The organism is Marinomonas spartinae (assembly GCF_900089775.1).
GTDB classification, from domain to species: domain Bacteria; phylum Pseudomonadota; class Gammaproteobacteria; order Pseudomonadales; family Marinomonadaceae; genus Marinomonas; species Marinomonas spartinae.
Map to the genome: position 1 here is coordinate 25,264 of NZ_FLOB01000014.1, position 15,470 is coordinate 40,733.

Sequence of the window (15,470 nt, forward strand, 5' to 3'; positions counted from 1 at the left end):
TATCTGAAAGTTCTAGGCATGATGTTGGTTCTCCATGCCTAGTCCGTCTAGTCTATGGTTGTTTTTATAATCGTCGTAGCAAAGAAGCACTAAAAGAAAAAGTATTAGGGTAAGATGCGAACGCTTCACGTCGCATTGGTATTGTGGTTTAGATGCTGTGCAGATAGTGATTAGACTATGAGTTGTCTTCGATAAAGGTTTTTATATACGTTAGGTCTTTGGACGATATTTTGTGAAAACTCAGCCGTATATAGTGTTTATTGTGCTCATTTAGCACATCGACTAAAGGCTTGCAGAGCGCTTTTATGAGAGCGGTTTTGCCCTCATGTATGGCGTTCAGTTCCAGCTTAACCAGTTTTGAACCTTGTGAACCATAGGGAGCTTCCACCTCTATTTGCTGAGAAGAGATGTGAGTGCAGTGAACAGACATCACCATGCCATTGGTTAAATAGAGTCTTCCAGACCAAAAACATCTTATGTATGGTGCTTTCATCTTATTTCTCTTGTACTTTTACGAAAGTTTACGCTGACAAGTATTATAGGGAAAACGCTTGATACAACCAGTATTCAATTTAGGCATTTTTATGAAATAAAAAAATCCGAATGGTCGTCCCACTCGGATTGTTTGATTTCGTTTTATTATTCAGAGTAAATTGGTTAGTGTTGTTCCTTTAGGGTGTCACCTAACGCATTGATCAAACTGTCCATTTCTGACTTTTCTGTAGTAAATGGTGGTGCTAGCTGGATCGTATCGGCCCCGTAGCGCACATAATAGCCTTTCTCCCACATACGCATAGCAATTTGAAAAGGTCGCTTAGCGGGTTCACCGTCAATATGGGCAATGCTCATACCAGAGGCAAAGCCATAGTTTCGAATATCTGTAACGAGTGGGCTAGCGGCTTTTAATTGATGGACACAGGCCTCCCAAATAGGGCTCATTTCCTTTACCCGATCAATCAAGTTCTGCTGTGTGATTGCTTCGAGAGAAGCCAGGCCAGCAGCACAGGCAATGGGGTGGGCTGAGTAAGTATAGCCATGGGGGACTTCCAACATATAATCAGCGCCACCAGTTTCCATAAAGGTGTCATAAATTTCCTGTTTGAACGCCACGGCCCCCATCGGAATGGCTCCGTTAGTGACTTGCTTGGCTAGAGTAATGATATCGGGTGTTACCCCAAAAGCTTCTGCCCCTGTTTTTGCGCCCATACGGCCAAAACCAGTAATCACTTCGTCAAAAATCAATAGAATATCGTGTTCATCACAAATTTGACGGAGACGTTGGAGATAACCAACAGGGGGGACAATCACACCACCTGAGCCCGACATAGGCTCAACAATCACAGCAGCAATATTGGAGGCATCGTGCATATTAATCAAGTTAAGCAACTCTTCGGCGCGCTCTTTGCCTTTTTCAGGCATGCCTTTTGAGAATTCCGTACCAGGTACTTGCGTATGGGGTAAATGATAAGACTCAAGACCTTGCCCATATAGAGTACGATTGGCAGGAATACCACCCACACTAAAGCCTGAAACCCCTGCGCCATGATAGCCCTTGGCACGACCAATAAATTTGGTTTTTGTGCCTTTGCCTTTTTTACGCCAATAAGCTCGAGCAATTTTTAATGCCGTATCTACAGACTCAGAACCAGAGCCAGTAAAAAAGATACGATTGAGTGGTGCGGGCATAAACTCCGTTATTTTCTCAGCCAATAAGAAGGACTTTTCATGGCCAAATTGAAAGGCAGGGGAGTAATCCAGTGTTTTTATCTGTTTCGCGACGGCTTCGTTAATAGAAGGGACGCTGTGCCCTAGACCACATGTCCATAAACCAGAGAGCCCATCAAAAATTCTTCGGCCATCTATATCTGTGTAGTAATGACCTTCTGCGGATGCAATGAGACGAGGATCTTGTTTGAATTGTCTGTTGCCCGTGTAGGCCATCCAGTGGGCATCTAATTGAGTTTGGGTAAGTTTGGTCTTTGCGATCTGGCTCATAAAGGTGAGTCTCTCTCATCATGGGGATATGTATAAGAGAAGCATGGGCCGTGAATAATGTTTAATAAATTCAATCTTAATTAATTATAGATTAGTAATTATTAAACAAAGGATTGGTCTTCTCGTGCTGCTTTTTTCAGGCTTATCTGTCTTTGTCAGATTTCATTACTTTTTGTTACTACATAACGGATTACAATGAATTGCTGTCTCTATTGTATGGGGATGGCAATGGCTCTCAAAAAATTGAAAAGCTGCATGCGAGGAGCATTGGTCAGTTTTAACAAATTTTTATTGTGGCCTGTTACCAATAAGGAGCAAGAGGGAGGGGGAAACTTATGTTCTATTTGTATATGGTGATAACGCTTTTTCTTTATCCTACTAAGACACGCTGACAAAGGTTTGGTGGCCAGTCTTCTTGCTCGTTGGCTCTTTTCTCTTTTTTGAGTTTTTCAAGTATGCCGCTTTTGGCATAAGGAGAAGAGAAATGACAAACAATATCAATAAATACCCTAACTATTTGGCTGAAAAAGTAAATAAACATGTACAACGTTATGCTCAAGAATGGCGTGGTCAGCATATTATGCATGGCCTTAATCCAACAGCAACATCGCTTAAGTTGATTAGTAATGATTACCTTGCCTTGGCTAGTCATCCTGAGATTATCGCAGCGCAAAGAAGTGTATTGGAGGGAATGGAAAATAATGTTGTTCTAATGTCTTCTGTTTTTATGCATGGTGATAATCCACAGCTGCATTTTGAGCATCGTATGGCGGATTTTATGGATTCCGAAGAAACGGTGCTTTGTCAATCTGGATATAATGCTAATATTGGATTAGTGCAATCTATTGTTGAGGGGGCACATGTGCCTATCTATATTGATATGATGGCACATATGTCTCTGTGGGATGGTACACATTTTAGTAAGGCGTCAGTTTATCCATTTCGTCATAATAGTATTGATCATTTAATATCGCTAATTGATCGCTATGGCTCTGGTTTGGTAATGGTGGATTCCGTCTACAGTACCAATGGTAGTGTCTGCCCCTTAACAGCATTAGTGGAAGCAGCGTATGCCAAAGGCTGTATATTATTAGTCGATGAGTCTCATTCTTTAGGAACTCACGGGCCTCAGGGGCGAGGTATGGTGGTAGAGTATGGCTTGCAGGATAAGGTGATGTTCCGTACTGCCAGTTTGGCGAAAGCCTTTGCAGGTCGTGCTGGTATTATTACTTGTCCAAAAGGCTTTGCTGATTACTTCAAATGCACGGCTAACCCCTCTATTTTTAGTTCTGCTTTATTGCCTTATGAAATTGCTGGTTTGGATAAAACATTAGAGCTAATTATCGCGGCAGATGATCGACGTAAGAGACTTCATAGTAATGCCGCCTATCTGAGGCAGGCCTTGAGCTATTTGGGTTACAACACAAGTGAGTCGCAATCACAAATTATTGCTCTTGAAGCAGGGAGTGAGTGGCAAACAATGATCTTAAAAAATGCGTTAGAGATCAGAGATGTTTTTGGTTCAGTGTTTTGCGCACCAGCCACGGCGAAGAAGCGTTCTTTGGTGCGGTTATCCGTTAACTCAGACTTAACGGATAGTCAGCTGGCAAATATTATTCATGTATGCAAAGAGATTAGAAAGGAGATAGATCTACACAAATGGCGTTCTACCAAAACAAAATCTCTGTCTTTTTCCTGAGTATCAATAGCTTGATATTTTCTCTTATTTTAACGTTCTACAAAGGATTTAACCTATAGGTGAAGCCTTTTCTTCGAGGTTTTTATAAAACCTCGAAGAATATATTAATTGACGATATTAGGTTGTCTTATTTTGTTGTGAAGAAACAGACGGCGCCTTTTGTATTTGAGGTATATCTATTGTTTGGATAAAAGCAGCTAAGTAGGACTCCTCTCCATACCCATAAATCTTGGTGATAGGGTAGATATACTGCTGCCAATTTTCTTCTAGATCAGGATGATAAAAACCATCTAAACTTGGAAATAAGGGGAGGCTAGATGGATTTTCTAGTGCTGTGAGTAAGGCCGCTGGCGCACCTGCATCCGCAGCCACATCCCTATGCGTTTTTATGTCATCTTGGGTGAATAGCAATAATTTATGTCTTTTTCCCATTGCATTTATCATTAAAAAATCTAATGATGCTGGACTGAATTCTGTACATAAGTAGTATTCCACGATATTTTCTTGCTCAATAAGAGCAAAAAAATACTCCTCTATGGCGGGGTCATCAATTAAGGGACTGGTAACTTTTAAGCCTTCTCTGATTACCCGTGTCATATCGCCGAAATAGTCTTGTTGATAACGCTGAATCAGTTCATTAATTTGAGGGAGAATGTCTTGAGCACTTTTTTTAAGATAGTAGTCAATAAGCTTATTATTTAACGCTTCAATAGCTACCTGCTCATCCGCTACGCCAGTAAGGAGGATTTTTTTAACATAGGGATTATCAATGGATTGGCAGACATCCAAGCCATTGTAATCATTGCCAGGCATAGCATAATCGGTGATTAGTACCGAAGGCTCATACAAACGTTTATCTTCATGCGTTTGATGGAAAATGGATGTGACATCTAGCTTATAATGATAACAGGAGTGATCATCTGCCCAAGAGACATCTTTTTCCATTAAGGGATGGTATTGAGTATGGCTGTTAATGTAATTAACTGCATCTTGAGGGTTTGAAAAGGCTTGGTAGACAACATTCGCTTCCAGTGCTAATGGAATACTGTCTAAAAATGCCTGATGATCATCCAAGAACACCACAGTAGTAGGGTAATAATAGGCATTAATCTTTTTTTTGTTATGTTTAAGCATCATCAAAATTCCATTTTTCAGTTACTTGATGGTTTTAATTGGGGGAAGGTTAGTATGAACTTGGTGAACTTCTCAAGCTCAGATTCACACTTAATGGAGGCATTAAAAGTTGCTAATATTTTTTTGCAAAATGATAAGCCTATACCAGTTCCCGTTCCTATAACTTGGTTACCAGAAGAATAAAAATTCTCAAAAATTGAGTTTTTATCCTTTGGGGCCACCCCTCTACCATTGTCTCGAAAATAGATACGGTTTGTATCGTCTGCATTATCTAGGGTTATTTCAATATTGGCCTCTGGATTGCTGTTTGTAAATACCAGAGCATTTTTAATAAGATTAAAAATAACATGCATCATAAGTATATCCGAGCCTAGAAAGCAAAAATCCTTGTTTAGGTCTACTCGTATTATGCTACGTTCCCTGCTGGAATCAAAGGGGTAACGATCGATTGCTTGCCTAATGATGTCTGACATAGAAAAATAGCCGAACTCTTCTGTGTTTATTTTCGGCTTTCTCACGTTCATCAATAGCATATCGATCACGGTATTGGAATGCCTAACTTCGTTGTCTATCTGCTGTATTGAGCGCTCCAGTGCCATAAAAACATCTGGTCTTAGGGGAGGGGTGGTTAGGTTGTTAGCCTGCGCTAATTTATAGACGCGTAATAATTCTGGTAAGTTTTTGCTGAGGCCATAGGTGTGGTTGCGAATGGTCATCAGTGGGGTTCTCAACTCATGGGAAATCTCTGCACCTACGGAGGCCAATACCTTGAGCTTTTCTTGCTTAACTCTATAAGGGAAATAAAAAGCACTTCCAGCAACTATTAAGAAAAGATAGACTGGTAACTGGCTTAGGTAATTACTAAATATAATTTTATCTGTTGTTAGTATGTAGGCTGTCAGTGCCAGCACTGACCCGCTAGAAAGCATTGTGACGAATGACACCCAATTATAAGCAACTAGTATTAATATACTTAGTGCTGCCGTCATTGACATGCCCCATGTAATGTTTCCCTCATTCATTAATAACATGTACATGAAGAAGAAAGGTAGGCTATAAATCATTGTTAATAGCCAATAAAGGGTAGTATATGGACGCAGCCAATCTGGCCAAAATTTAAGTAATGCTAACCCTAAAAATAAAAGACTACCAACCAAGCGTAGTGTTAAGCTCTCATAAGGCTGTGGAAATGCATAAGACCATACCCAGTAATATAGAGGAAAGCCAATTGTACCAATTAGACCTATATAAAAAGAATGTGGCAGGGAGTATTCAACGCTTTCTAAAATTGATTGCCTCAGCCGGCTATAGACAGTAAAGAACCACATCTTCATTGTTTGCACTTGTCGACTCCTCCTTGGAAATAATTAGCCGTGCAGAGCGTATACTACGCTTTTTATTAGCCGACGTCTCACATTCCTGTGCTTTTTGCATAATGAGTGTTTTATGCTGATGTTTTCTCTTTAAACTCACATAAGTCTTCGATGATGCAGGCGCTGCATTTGGGTTTGCGTGCCACGCAGATGTAGCGTCCGTGAAGGATCATCCAGTGGTGGGCATCCAATAAAAATTCTTTTGGGACAAACTTCAGGAGTTTTTGCTCTACTTCAAGCACGTTTTTCCCGGGGGCGACCTTGGTGCGGTTGGCAAAACGGAAGATATGAGTATCCACTGCCATGGCAATTTGTCGGAAGGCGGTATTAAGAACCACATTCGCGGTCTTGCGCCCGACGCCAGGCAAGGCTTCTAGTTCTTCGCGTGTGTCTGGAACTTCGCTATTGTGCTTTTCGACAAGCATTTGGCAGGTTTTGATGGCATTTTCTGCTTTTGCGTTAAATAAACCAATGGTTTTAATATAGCTTTTTAAACCATCCACTCCCAGTGCAAGCATGCTTTCAGGTGTATTAGCGACGGGAAATAGTTTTCTAGTGGCTTTGTTAACGCTTACGTCGGTGGCCTGCGCGGAAAACAATACCGCAATCAGTAACTCGAACGGTGAATTGTATTCTAGTTCTGTCACTGGGTTTGGGTTCTCCGCACGAAGGCGAGCGAAAATCTCGTAACGTTTTTCTTTATTCACAGTCTGTCTCTTAAATTGGCATCAAAGCTGTTTTTTTTATGACTACTGATCTTATCATTAACACTGTTTTTGCCAACGATATTGTCATTGATTTCCTTACTATTTATATAAGGTTAAGACGCTGCTTGACCAGTCACCCGAACGCGCTTAGAGGTAGCAGAACCTTGTGTTGGCTTTTGTTCGGCAAGGCGTTTTTTCTGGCTCTCATCCAGATAGTTTTTCATGGCAATTAAAATGCCTAGACCAATAAAGGCGCCAGGAGGTAACAAGGCAAAGAGCACATTGGGGTAGTCATGAAAGACAACGATTTTCCAGTGAGCGGCGCTGCTACCGAAGAGCAGTTGCATATCGGAGAATAGGGTGCCTTGACCTATTAACTCACGCATCCCGCCAAGGACGATGAGGATTGAGGTAAAGCCGAGACCCATCATCATGCCATCTAGAATGGAGGGGAGCACAGGATTTCGGCTAGCAAATGAGTCGGCACGGCCAAGGATAACGCAGTTGGTTACAATCAAAGGGATAAAGATACCGAGAATCTGATAAAGCTCGTAGGTATAAGCTTGCATGATCATCTGAATACAGGTAGTGAAAGAGGCGATGATCATCACGAAGGCAGGGAGTCGAACTGCATCAGCGACATAGTTACGAATCAATGACACGGCCATATTTGAGCCCATTAATACAGCAGTCGTCGCAAGGCCAAGGCCAAGGGCATTCACCACGGTACTGGTGACCGCCAGCATTGGACACAATCCTAGAAGCTGGACTAAAGCAGGGTTATTTTTCCACAGGCCGTTGTAGATGATCTCAGTGTAATTCGCACTAGCCTTATTGTTTGGTGTGGCGTCACTGGTTAAGATTTGCTCGTCTGCACTCATGCCTTTTCCTAACGCGCTAATAGCGAGTCTTTGTGTTGTTTAAAATAGATCAAGGTGTTTTTAATACCGCGAACCACTGCTCGTGGTGTGATAGTAGCACCAGTAAACTGATCAAAATCACCGCCGTCTTTCTTGACTTTCCAGCCAGCTAACCCTGGATTACCCAAAGAGTGGCCATTAAAGCTCAAGATCCAGTTAGATTTTTTAATATCCACTTTGTCGCCAAGTCCAGGGGTTTCGTTTTGACTAATGACTCGAGCGCCGGTCACTATACCGTTTCTGTCTACTGATACTAATAATCCAAGTGAACCATTATAGCCACCAGGGGCGACGGTTTCGAATATAATGGCGCTGACTTGGCCATTTTTTCGAGCAATATGAATTTTGACTGGGGCCCCACCTAATAGCTTGTCCGCTGGCAGTATAGCTGTGTCCTTGGTGAGATCGTTGTCATAGCGGCTAGCGGGTAAAATGTCATTAAATGCGGCGATCTGCGCTTTTAACATATTATTGGCGATGGTGTCTTTGGTCACCAAGTGAATGGTGGCGATCAATCCAGCGGTGAGAATGGCAAAAATGCCCAAACCAATACTGTTACGACGTATAGAGGCAATTAAGTCCACTTAGTTATCCTCTTTAATGGTTAGGCCCTTTTTGGCTTTCTTATGGCCATAGGTGCGAGGCTGCGTGTAATAGTCGATCAAAGGGGCAGCAAAGTTCATCAGCAATACACCAAAGGCTATGCCATCTGGATAACCACCCCATGTCCGGATCACATAGATTAAAATACCGATTCCAGTCCCATATACCAACTTTCCTCGGTTACTGGTGCAAGACGTCACTGGATCGGTGGCGATGAAGAAGGCACCGAACATGGCGGCACCCGTGGTTAGGTGAAACCAAGGTGTCGCCGCATGATTGGGGTCAATCAAGTAAAAAACACCAGAGATGACGGACAAAGAAGAGAGTACAGCCACTGGTGTATGCCAAGTAATGATACGCAATGCTAATAGTATTAAGCCGCCTAGTAGATAGGCTCCGTTTATGAAGAGCCAGCTATTCAGATTGGCGCCTTTTAAAGAAGCGATACTGTTAAACGCAGCGGTGCTGGAGAGGCTATCTTTGTGTTTGAAGCCATCCAATGGTGTTGCCATAGTGTAAGAATCAATGCTAGGTAAATGGTGGAAGATGGCTTGTAGACTTTGAGAGAGGGACAGCATAGAACCAGATGATACCATATCGGAAGCGCCTACCCATTGAGTCATAGGAACAGGAAACGATACCAGGACAATGGCATAACCTACCATCGCAGGATTAAATGGGTTATTCCCTAAACCGCCATAGAGCTGTTTTGCAAAAATCACCGCAAAGGCCACGGCTGTCACCGTCACCCACCAAGGCACACTAGGGGGTAAGGCAATGCCAAGCAGGACAGCAGTCAGTAGGGCACTATAGTCTTTTAAATAGAATGCAACAGAGCGACGACGCATCGTTAAAACCGCCGCCTCAGAAAGCAGTGCGGTGATGGCGGCGATAGCAAGGTTGATTAGGGTGCCCCAGCCAAACAGCCAAGATTGCACCGCAATACCAGGTATCGTTGCCAAAATAACCATGAGCATCACCCAAGAAGTGCGACGCCCAGCCCGTTGTGTGTGTGGAGAGGTAATCCTCAATAGTGCCATTTAACCATTCTCTTACATAGTATCTTGCGATTGTGTGAGTTGTGCCAACAGTGCATCGGCTTCTTGCTGTCTTTTTTCCGCTGCGGCAATCTCTTGTTGGATGCTCTCCGCTTGATCTGGCTCGGCGGCGAGGCGTTTTTTCAGTTTGTTAATGGCGGCTTTGGCCATAGCAGAGGCAATTTTTTGCTTTTTAATTTGCTCTTTTTGGGCGGCACTCTCATCCGTTGATGCGTTTGATTTTGTCGCCTCTGTTGCCGGGGACTGAGTCTGTGGATTTGATAAAGCCTTTTCTAAACTGTCCGCTCGTTGCTGTGCTTCTTGTAATTGTTGGCGCAGGGTGCCCGACTCTGGGGCTTTTAGTTCTTCGGCTTTTTTGAGAGCTTTTTCGACTTTTTTTACAGCCGCCTTGGCAATAGCTAAGTCGATTTTTGCTTTTTTGAGGTCATCATTGACTGTGGGTTTAGATGACGCTTTTTGTGGTGTGTCTGCCTTCTGGGCAGCTGTTGACGAAGTCAGTCTATCAAGCAGTGATTGTGCTTGCGCGAGGCCTTTTTCGAGTTCTCTAACGTTTGCTTTTAGTTCGTTATCGTCGGGAGATTCCGCTAGCTGCTTTTGCGCCTTTTTCAGTTTTGCACCGATCAACGCGACATCGATCTTCGCTTTTTTCAGCTCCTCATTAACAGGAGCTGGTGCGGCCTTAGTAGACTTTTCCGCAGGTGTCGTTGCCATTTTCTCAAGCTGTTGTTCAAGCAAGCTAAGGGTCTTTTCTTGTTCAGTGACTTGTAACTGTAAATGATTAATTTCTTCTACATGTTCATTTTCTTGAGCTTCAACTAATTGTTTCTGAAGCTTTTTCAGTTTGTTCTTAGCAAGCGCGATATCCACCTTAAGTTTCTTGCTTTCATCTGGGATGGCCGTTTTTGTCTCTGCTGCTGGCGTGGCTTTCTTGGTTTCTGTCGCCTTACCTTCTGTCTTCTGGGTGGAGGTTTTTTGGCGTGCTAGACGTTTCGCTTCTTTTTCTGCCGCTTCGGCTTCTTGACGTGCTTTTCTTGCTTCAAAACGTTGTTTAGCGAGATCCGATTTCACGGCGGCTTCCCGTGCTTCGCGAATGCTGCTTTTGGTATGTCGGTAATACTGTACAAGTGGAATACTACTTGGGCAGACGTAAGAACAAGCACCACATTCGATGCAATCAAACAAATTATAATGTTCGGCCTTTTCAAACTCCTGGCTCTTGCTGAACCATAAAAGCTGCTGAGGTAACAGACTGGCCGGACAGGCTTGTTCACACATGCCGCAGCGAATACAGGCTTGCTCTGGTGCGGGGGCGGGCAGCTCTTTTTTGCTCGCTGCTAAAATACAGTTGCTGGTTTTGACGATGGGGGCATCGATAGAGTTCAGTGTGAAGCCCATCATCGGGCCGCCCATGACTAAGCGACTGATTTTTTTGTGAGTTGCCTGAGCATAATCTAGTAGATGCTTAACTGGTGTGCCAAGCAATACTTCGACATTTTGTGGAGCTTTGAGTGCATCCCCGGTCAAGGTGGTAAAGCGAGTGATTAAGGGTTGACCGAGATAAATAGAGTCATGTACCGCTACACAGGTACCGACGTTTTGGCATAAAATACCAATATCAGCTGGGTGTTGGCCACTGGGGACTTCCTTACCTGTGAGCAGCTGGATCAATTGCTTTTCGCCACCGGATGGGTATTTGGTCGGCACAACGGCAACCTGAATAGTATTATTGTGTTGCGCTAGAGCATTGTTAAGTGCGGCAATCGCTTGTGGTTTATTGTCTTCGATGCCGATGATGACTTGGTCTGCTTCAACGAGATGTTGTAGTACTTCGATACCAAGCACTAACTGTTCGGCTTTTTCACGAATTAGCATGTCGTCAGCGGTGATGTAGGGCTCACACTCTGCTGCATTGATAATAAAGTGGGTTAGCGGGTGCTTGTGTGCCCCCTGTAGTTTCACTTGTGTTGGAAACCCCGCGCCTCCCATACCAACAATGCCCATTTCAGCAAGGTAGGACAAGACATCTGTCTTGCTTATCCTGCGCCAGTCGTCAAGAGGTTTGCGTTCCGTCCAGCAATCGTTCCCATCAGGCTCAATAACAATACAAAGGTCGCTTAATCCCGAAGGGTGAGCGATGACGCGCTCTTCAATGGCGGTAATGGTACCTGAGGTGGGAGCATGTAAAAAGCTGCTCAAAAAACCGTTGTTAATGGCAACAGCTTGGCCTTTTAGTACCTGCTCACCTTGGTTGACTAACGGACGAGAGCTTTGGCCAATGTGCTGACTCAGGGGGAGTATCAACTCCTTCGGCAAGCTTGGGTGGCCAAGAGGTAATGTCAGTGATTGAGCTTTGTTTTCTGGCGGATGAATACCACCATGAAAAGAGAAAATATTGGTCGTTTGCATTAGTGTGCCACCTCCGCTTTGCGATCCGTGGCAATGATGTTCATTGAGGTTGCTGCGACACCTTGGGGTTTGTCCCAAGACCAGGTTTTTGAGGTCACGCCGACTTCTACCATATCAATACAATCTACTGGGCAAGGATCAACACATAAGTCGCACCCTGTACATTCGTCAGAAATGACGGTGTGCATTTGTTTTGCAGCGCCAAGAATGGCATCCACTGGACAGGCTTGAATACACTTAGTGCAGCCAATACATTCGTCTTCACGAATAACCGCCACGCGCTTGGCGGTTTCTGTGCCGTGGTCGCCATCGAGGGGAATCGCTTCTACGTCGAGTAAATCGGCGAGGGCTTGAATCGTCGCCTGTCCACCGGGCGGGCAGTGGTTTATTGCTTCTCCGTTGGCGATGGCTTCCGCGTAGGGGCGGCAACCAGGATGGCCGCATTGACCACATTGTGTTTGTGGTAAGATGGCATCAATTTGATCGACAATAGGGTCGCCTTCTACATGAAAGCGAACACTGGCATAGCCAAGAATAGCGCCGAATATTAAGGAAAGGGCTAATAGAATTCCCACAGCGAGCAAAACAGTCAACATAATGGCTCCTATATTTGCACCAGACCAGTGAAGCCCATAAAGGCTAGGGCCATCAGTCCTGCTGTGATCATACCGATGGCTGAGCCTTTAAAGACGCTGGGGACATCGGCGACATTAATCCGCTCACGCATGGCTGAAAACAGAATAAGGACGAAAGAAAAGCCAACCGCTGCCCCAAAACCATATAAGATGGATTCGACAAAGTTGTTTTGCTTGCTGGTGTTTTGTAGAGCGACACCTAATACCGCGCAGTTTGTTGTAATCAGCGGTAAGAAGATCCCTAATACGCGATACAGTAGCGGACTGGTTTTATGTACGACCATTTCGGTAAACTGCACAACAACAGCAATCACTAAAATAAAGGCAATGGTTTTAAGGTACTCTAGCCCAAACGGCTGAAGTATGTATTCGAACGTGAGATAGCTGCAAAGACTGGAAAGAGTCAAGACAAACGTAGTGGCCATCGCCATACCAATGGATGTTTCCAGTTTGCCAGAAACCCCCATAAATGGGCAAAGTCCCAAAAATTGAACCAATACAAAGTTGTTAACTAGTATGGTACTGACCAGTATCAACAGATAATCAGTCATCTCATGTCCAAATAAATATGCTGTGAGTATGTTAAATATCGAGGAGTACGCATACGCTGCGTAAGAGCGTAACTATACCAAGCTGCTTATAACTAACAAGTTAAAATTCACCGAAAAATAGATTAATTTAGAATATATTTAATAAGTAAAGCTTATATAATGTTATTTTATTGTTAATCTTTTTTATGTTTTCAATGTCACAAAATACGCCGATTAAATGAGGTATTTAATCGGCGTAGTTTTGTCTCTACTATTTATACTAAAGAGAGGGTTACATCACTCGTTGGCCGGGTTTTGCGCCAGCATGTGGCTCCAGTAGATAAATTTCATCTTTACCTGGCCCAGCCGCAAGTACCATTCCTTCTGATAGGCCAAACTTCATTTGACGTGGTGCAAGGTTGGCTACCATGACGGTTAATTTGCCTTCTAGGTCTTCTGGCTTATATGCAGACTTAATTCCAGAGAAGACAGTGCGTGTTTCACCGCCGAGGTCGAGTGTCAGCTTTAGCAATTTGTTGGCTTTTTCCACATGTTCTGCTTTGGCAATCAGAGCGATACGCAGATCGACTTTTGCAAAATCATCAAAAGAAATTTCTGCTGCAATCGGGTCTTTGCTGAGTTCCGTTTCTGTCGTCGCTTGTGACGTTTCGACCGCTTCTGCAGCAGCGACGGCGGCTTCTTTTCCTTCCTCTATCATGGCATCGATTTGCTTTTGATCAATGCGAGCCATTAGTGGTTTAAAGGCGTTCACGGTTTTGCCAAACAATAATTCACTGCGATTGTCCCAAGTGAGTACTTTGCCAAGAAAGGCCTCTGCATCGGCAACCATTTGCGGCATCACTGGTTTCAAATAGGTAGCTAAAATACTAAAGAGATTCAGGGCTACGGTACAAACTTCTTGTACTTTAGGGAGGGTTGTTTCATCTTTTGCCAAAACCCACGGTGCTTGATCTGCAATGTATTCATTGGCCTGATCGGCTAGATGCATAATCTCACGAATCGCTTTGCCATATTCGCGGTTTTCGAAATGTTGTGCGATGACATCGCCTGCGTCAATGAAGGATTGAATCATAGCGTTTTCGCTAACATCGCTTGCTAGCTGACCATCAAACTTTTTATTAATGAAGCTGGCGGTACGGCTGGCGATATTAACCACTTTACCCACTACGTCGGAATTCACTCGCTGTACAAAGTCTGACAAGCTTAAATCAATGTCATCGACACTGGCATTTAACTTGGCAGCAAAGTAGTAGCGTAAGTATTGCGGGTCCAAGTGGTTCAAATAGGTGCGCGCCATAATAAAGGTGCCACGCGATTTTGACATTTTTGTACCATCTACAGTGACGTAGCCATGTGCGTTAACCCCTGTTGGTGTGCGATAGCCTGCACAGTCCAGCATGGCGGGCCAAAACAATGCATGGAAGTTGATGATGTCTTTACCTATAAAATGGTAAAGCTCCGCATCGGAATCTTTAGCCCAGTAATCGTCAAAGGTTAACCCTTCAGTGCGATCACACAAGTTTTTGAAACTGGCCATATAGCCGATAGGGGCATCTAGCCAGACGTAAAAGTACTTGCCTGGAGCGTCGGGGATTTCAAAACCAAAATAAGGTGCGTCACGGCTGATGTCCCATTCTTTTAGACCCGCGTCTAGCCATTCAGAGAGCTTGTTTGCTACTTGGTCTTGTAAGGTGCCACTGCGTGTCCATTTTGCTAAAAAGTCTTGAAATTCTGGTAGCTTAAAGAAGTAATGTTCCGATTCTTTTTCTACAGGCGTGGCGCCTGAGTAGACCGAGCGAGGGTTAATCATCTCCATCGGTGTATAAGTGGCAGAACAGACTTCACAGTTATCGCCATATTGGTCCTCAGCCTTACATTTGGGGCAGGTGCCTTTAATGAATCGATCCGCTAAGAACATCTCTTTTTCTGGATCATAGGCTTGTGTGATTGAACGGACTGCTATTTTATTGTTATCGCGCAAGCGCTTATAAATATGATTAGAGAAGTCGCGGTTTTCGTCTGAGTGCGTTGAATAATAGTTATCGTAACCGATTAAAAAGTCTTTAAAGTCAGCCATGTGTTCCTGACGAACTCGATCGATCAGTTGCTCTGAGGTGATGCCTTGTTGATCGGCTTTTATCATAATGGCTGTGCCATGTGCATCGTCAGCGCACACAGCGGTACAAAGGTGGCCGCGAAGTTTCTGAAAACGCACCCAAATATCGGTTTGGATGTGTTCCAGCATATGCCCTAAATGGATGGGGCCATTTGCATAAGGGAGGGCGCTGGTAACTAAAATTTTGCGTTGCGTTTGTGCCATTATTGATCAGCCTGCTGGATTAAAAAGGGTCGAGTATTTTATCAATAGTAGAGGGCGCTGAATAGGAAG

At 43.8% G+C, this 15,470-nt stretch carries 13 protein-coding genes; 1 reads left to right on the top strand and 12 read right to left on the bottom strand.

Going from position 1 to position 15,470, the window contains the following annotated elements:
* Window positions 1–175: 175 nt before the first annotated feature.
* Complete coding sequence (locus tag MSP8886_RS18850) at window positions 176–493, bottom strand: hypothetical protein (protein ID WP_067019569.1); 318 nt, start codon at window positions 491–493, stop codon at window positions 176–178.
* Window positions 494–657: 164 nt separating this feature from the next.
* Window positions 658–1,995: an omega-aminotransferase AptA gene (gene aptA / locus MSP8886_RS18855; protein ID WP_067019572.1), complete on the bottom strand. Its 1,338-nt coding sequence runs from the start codon at window positions 1,993–1,995 to the stop codon at window positions 658–660.
* Between the two features lie 484 nt (window positions 1,996–2,479).
* Here aptA and cqsA point away from each other — a divergent pair, with 484 nt between their 5' ends.
* Window positions 2,480–3,694 carry an alpha-hydroxyketone-type quorum-sensing autoinducer synthase gene (gene cqsA / locus MSP8886_RS18860; RefSeq protein WP_067019575.1) on the top strand — a complete coding sequence of 405 codons (1,215 nt, stop codon included), beginning with the start codon at window positions 2,480–2,482 and terminating at the stop codon, window positions 3,692–3,694.
* A 117-nt stretch (window positions 3,695–3,811) separates the two neighbouring features.
* On the opposite strand, the gene MSP8886_RS18865 is transcribed toward cqsA, so the two are convergent.
* The 10 genes from MSP8886_RS18865 to metG form a co-directional block, all read right to left on the bottom strand.
* Window positions 3,812–4,831, bottom strand: a complete 1,020-nt coding sequence (locus MSP8886_RS18865) for a response regulator transcription factor (RefSeq protein ID WP_067019578.1) — start codon at window positions 4,829–4,831, stop codon at window positions 3,812–3,814.
* Between the two features lie 14 nt (window positions 4,832–4,845).
* Window positions 4,846–6,162 carry a sensor histidine kinase gene (locus MSP8886_RS18870; protein WP_067019581.1) on the bottom strand — a complete coding sequence of 439 codons (1,317 nt, stop codon included), beginning with the start codon at window positions 6,160–6,162 and terminating at the stop codon, window positions 4,846–4,848.
* A gap of 110 nt (window positions 6,163–6,272) precedes the next feature.
* A complete protein-coding gene (gene nth / locus MSP8886_RS18875; RefSeq protein ID WP_067019584.1) occupies window positions 6,273–6,908 on the bottom strand; it encodes an endonuclease III in 636 nt (211 codons plus the stop codon).
* Between the two features lie 113 nt (window positions 6,909–7,021).
* Window positions 7,022–7,789, bottom strand: a complete 768-nt coding sequence (locus MSP8886_RS18880; RefSeq protein ID WP_067019588.1) for an electron transport complex subunit E — start codon at window positions 7,787–7,789, stop codon at window positions 7,022–7,024.
* Window positions 7,790–7,797: 8 nt separating this feature from the next.
* Window positions 7,798–8,412, bottom strand: a complete 615-nt coding sequence (rsxG, locus tag MSP8886_RS18885) for an electron transport complex subunit RsxG (protein WP_067019592.1) — start codon at window positions 8,410–8,412, stop codon at window positions 7,798–7,800.
* Window positions 8,413–9,471: an electron transport complex subunit RsxD gene (rsxD, locus tag MSP8886_RS18890; protein ID WP_067019596.1), complete on the bottom strand. Its 1,059-nt coding sequence runs from the start codon at window positions 9,469–9,471 to the stop codon at window positions 8,413–8,415.
* 12 nt (window positions 9,472–9,483) lie between these two features.
* A complete protein-coding gene (rsxC, locus tag MSP8886_RS18895; RefSeq protein WP_083201040.1) occupies window positions 9,484–11,895 on the bottom strand; it encodes an electron transport complex subunit RsxC in 2,412 nt (803 codons plus the stop codon).
* A complete protein-coding gene (gene rsxB / locus MSP8886_RS18900; protein WP_067019600.1) occupies window positions 11,895–12,491 on the bottom strand; it encodes an electron transport complex subunit RsxB in 597 nt (198 codons plus the stop codon). The genes rsxC and rsxB overlap by 1 nt, the downstream gene beginning before the upstream one ends.
* An 8-nt stretch (window positions 12,492–12,499) precedes the next feature.
* Complete coding sequence (gene rsxA / locus MSP8886_RS18905; RefSeq protein WP_067019603.1) at window positions 12,500–13,081, bottom strand: electron transport complex subunit RsxA; 582 nt, start codon at window positions 13,079–13,081, stop codon at window positions 12,500–12,502.
* 271 nt (window positions 13,082–13,352) lie between these two features.
* Entirely contained in the window at window positions 13,353–15,401 is a 2,049-nt protein-coding gene (gene metG, locus MSP8886_RS18910) for a methionine--tRNA ligase (RefSeq protein WP_067019605.1), read from the bottom strand.
* Window positions 15,402–15,470 lie beyond the last annotated feature (69 nt).

What these genes read in the sequence shown, in the direction of transcription:
- MSP8886_RS18850 (WP_067019569.1), bottom strand. Translation starts at nt 493, where the DNA reads ATGAAAGCACCATACATAAGATGTTTTTGGTCTGGAAGACTCTATTTA.
- aptA (WP_067019572.1), bottom strand. Translation starts at nt 1,995, where the DNA reads ATGAGCCAGATCGCAAAGACCAAACTTACCCAAACTCAATTAGATGCC.
- cqsA (WP_067019575.1), top strand. Translation starts at nt 2,480, where the DNA reads ATGACAAACAATATCAATAAATACCCTAACTATTTGGCTGAAAAAGTA.
- MSP8886_RS18865 (WP_067019578.1), bottom strand. Translation starts at nt 4,831, where the DNA reads ATGATGCTTAAACATAACAAAAAAAAGATTAATGCCTATTATTACCCT.
- MSP8886_RS18870 (WP_067019581.1), bottom strand. Translation starts at nt 6,162, where the DNA reads ATGAAGATGTGGTTCTTTACTGTCTATAGCCGGCTGAGGCAATCAATT.
- MSP8886_RS18880 (WP_067019588.1), bottom strand. Translation starts at nt 7,789, where the DNA reads ATGAGTGCAGACGAGCAAATCTTAACCAGTGACGCCACACCAAACAAT.
- rsxD (WP_067019596.1), bottom strand. Translation starts at nt 9,471, where the DNA reads ATGGCACTATTGAGGATTACCTCTCCACACACACAACGGGCTGGGCGT.
- rsxC (WP_083201040.1), bottom strand. Translation starts at nt 11,895, where the DNA reads ATGCAAACGACCAATATTTTCTCTTTTCATGGTGGTATTCATCCGCCA.
- rsxB (WP_067019600.1), bottom strand. Translation starts at nt 12,491, where the DNA reads ATGTTGACTGTTTTGCTCGCTGTGGGAATTCTATTAGCCCTTTCCTTA.
- rsxA (WP_067019603.1), bottom strand. Translation starts at nt 13,081, where the DNA reads ATGACTGATTATCTGTTGATACTGGTCAGTACCATACTAGTTAACAAC.
- metG (WP_067019605.1), bottom strand. Translation starts at nt 15,401, where the DNA reads ATGGCACAAACGCAACGCAAAATTTTAGTTACCAGCGCCCTCCCTTAT.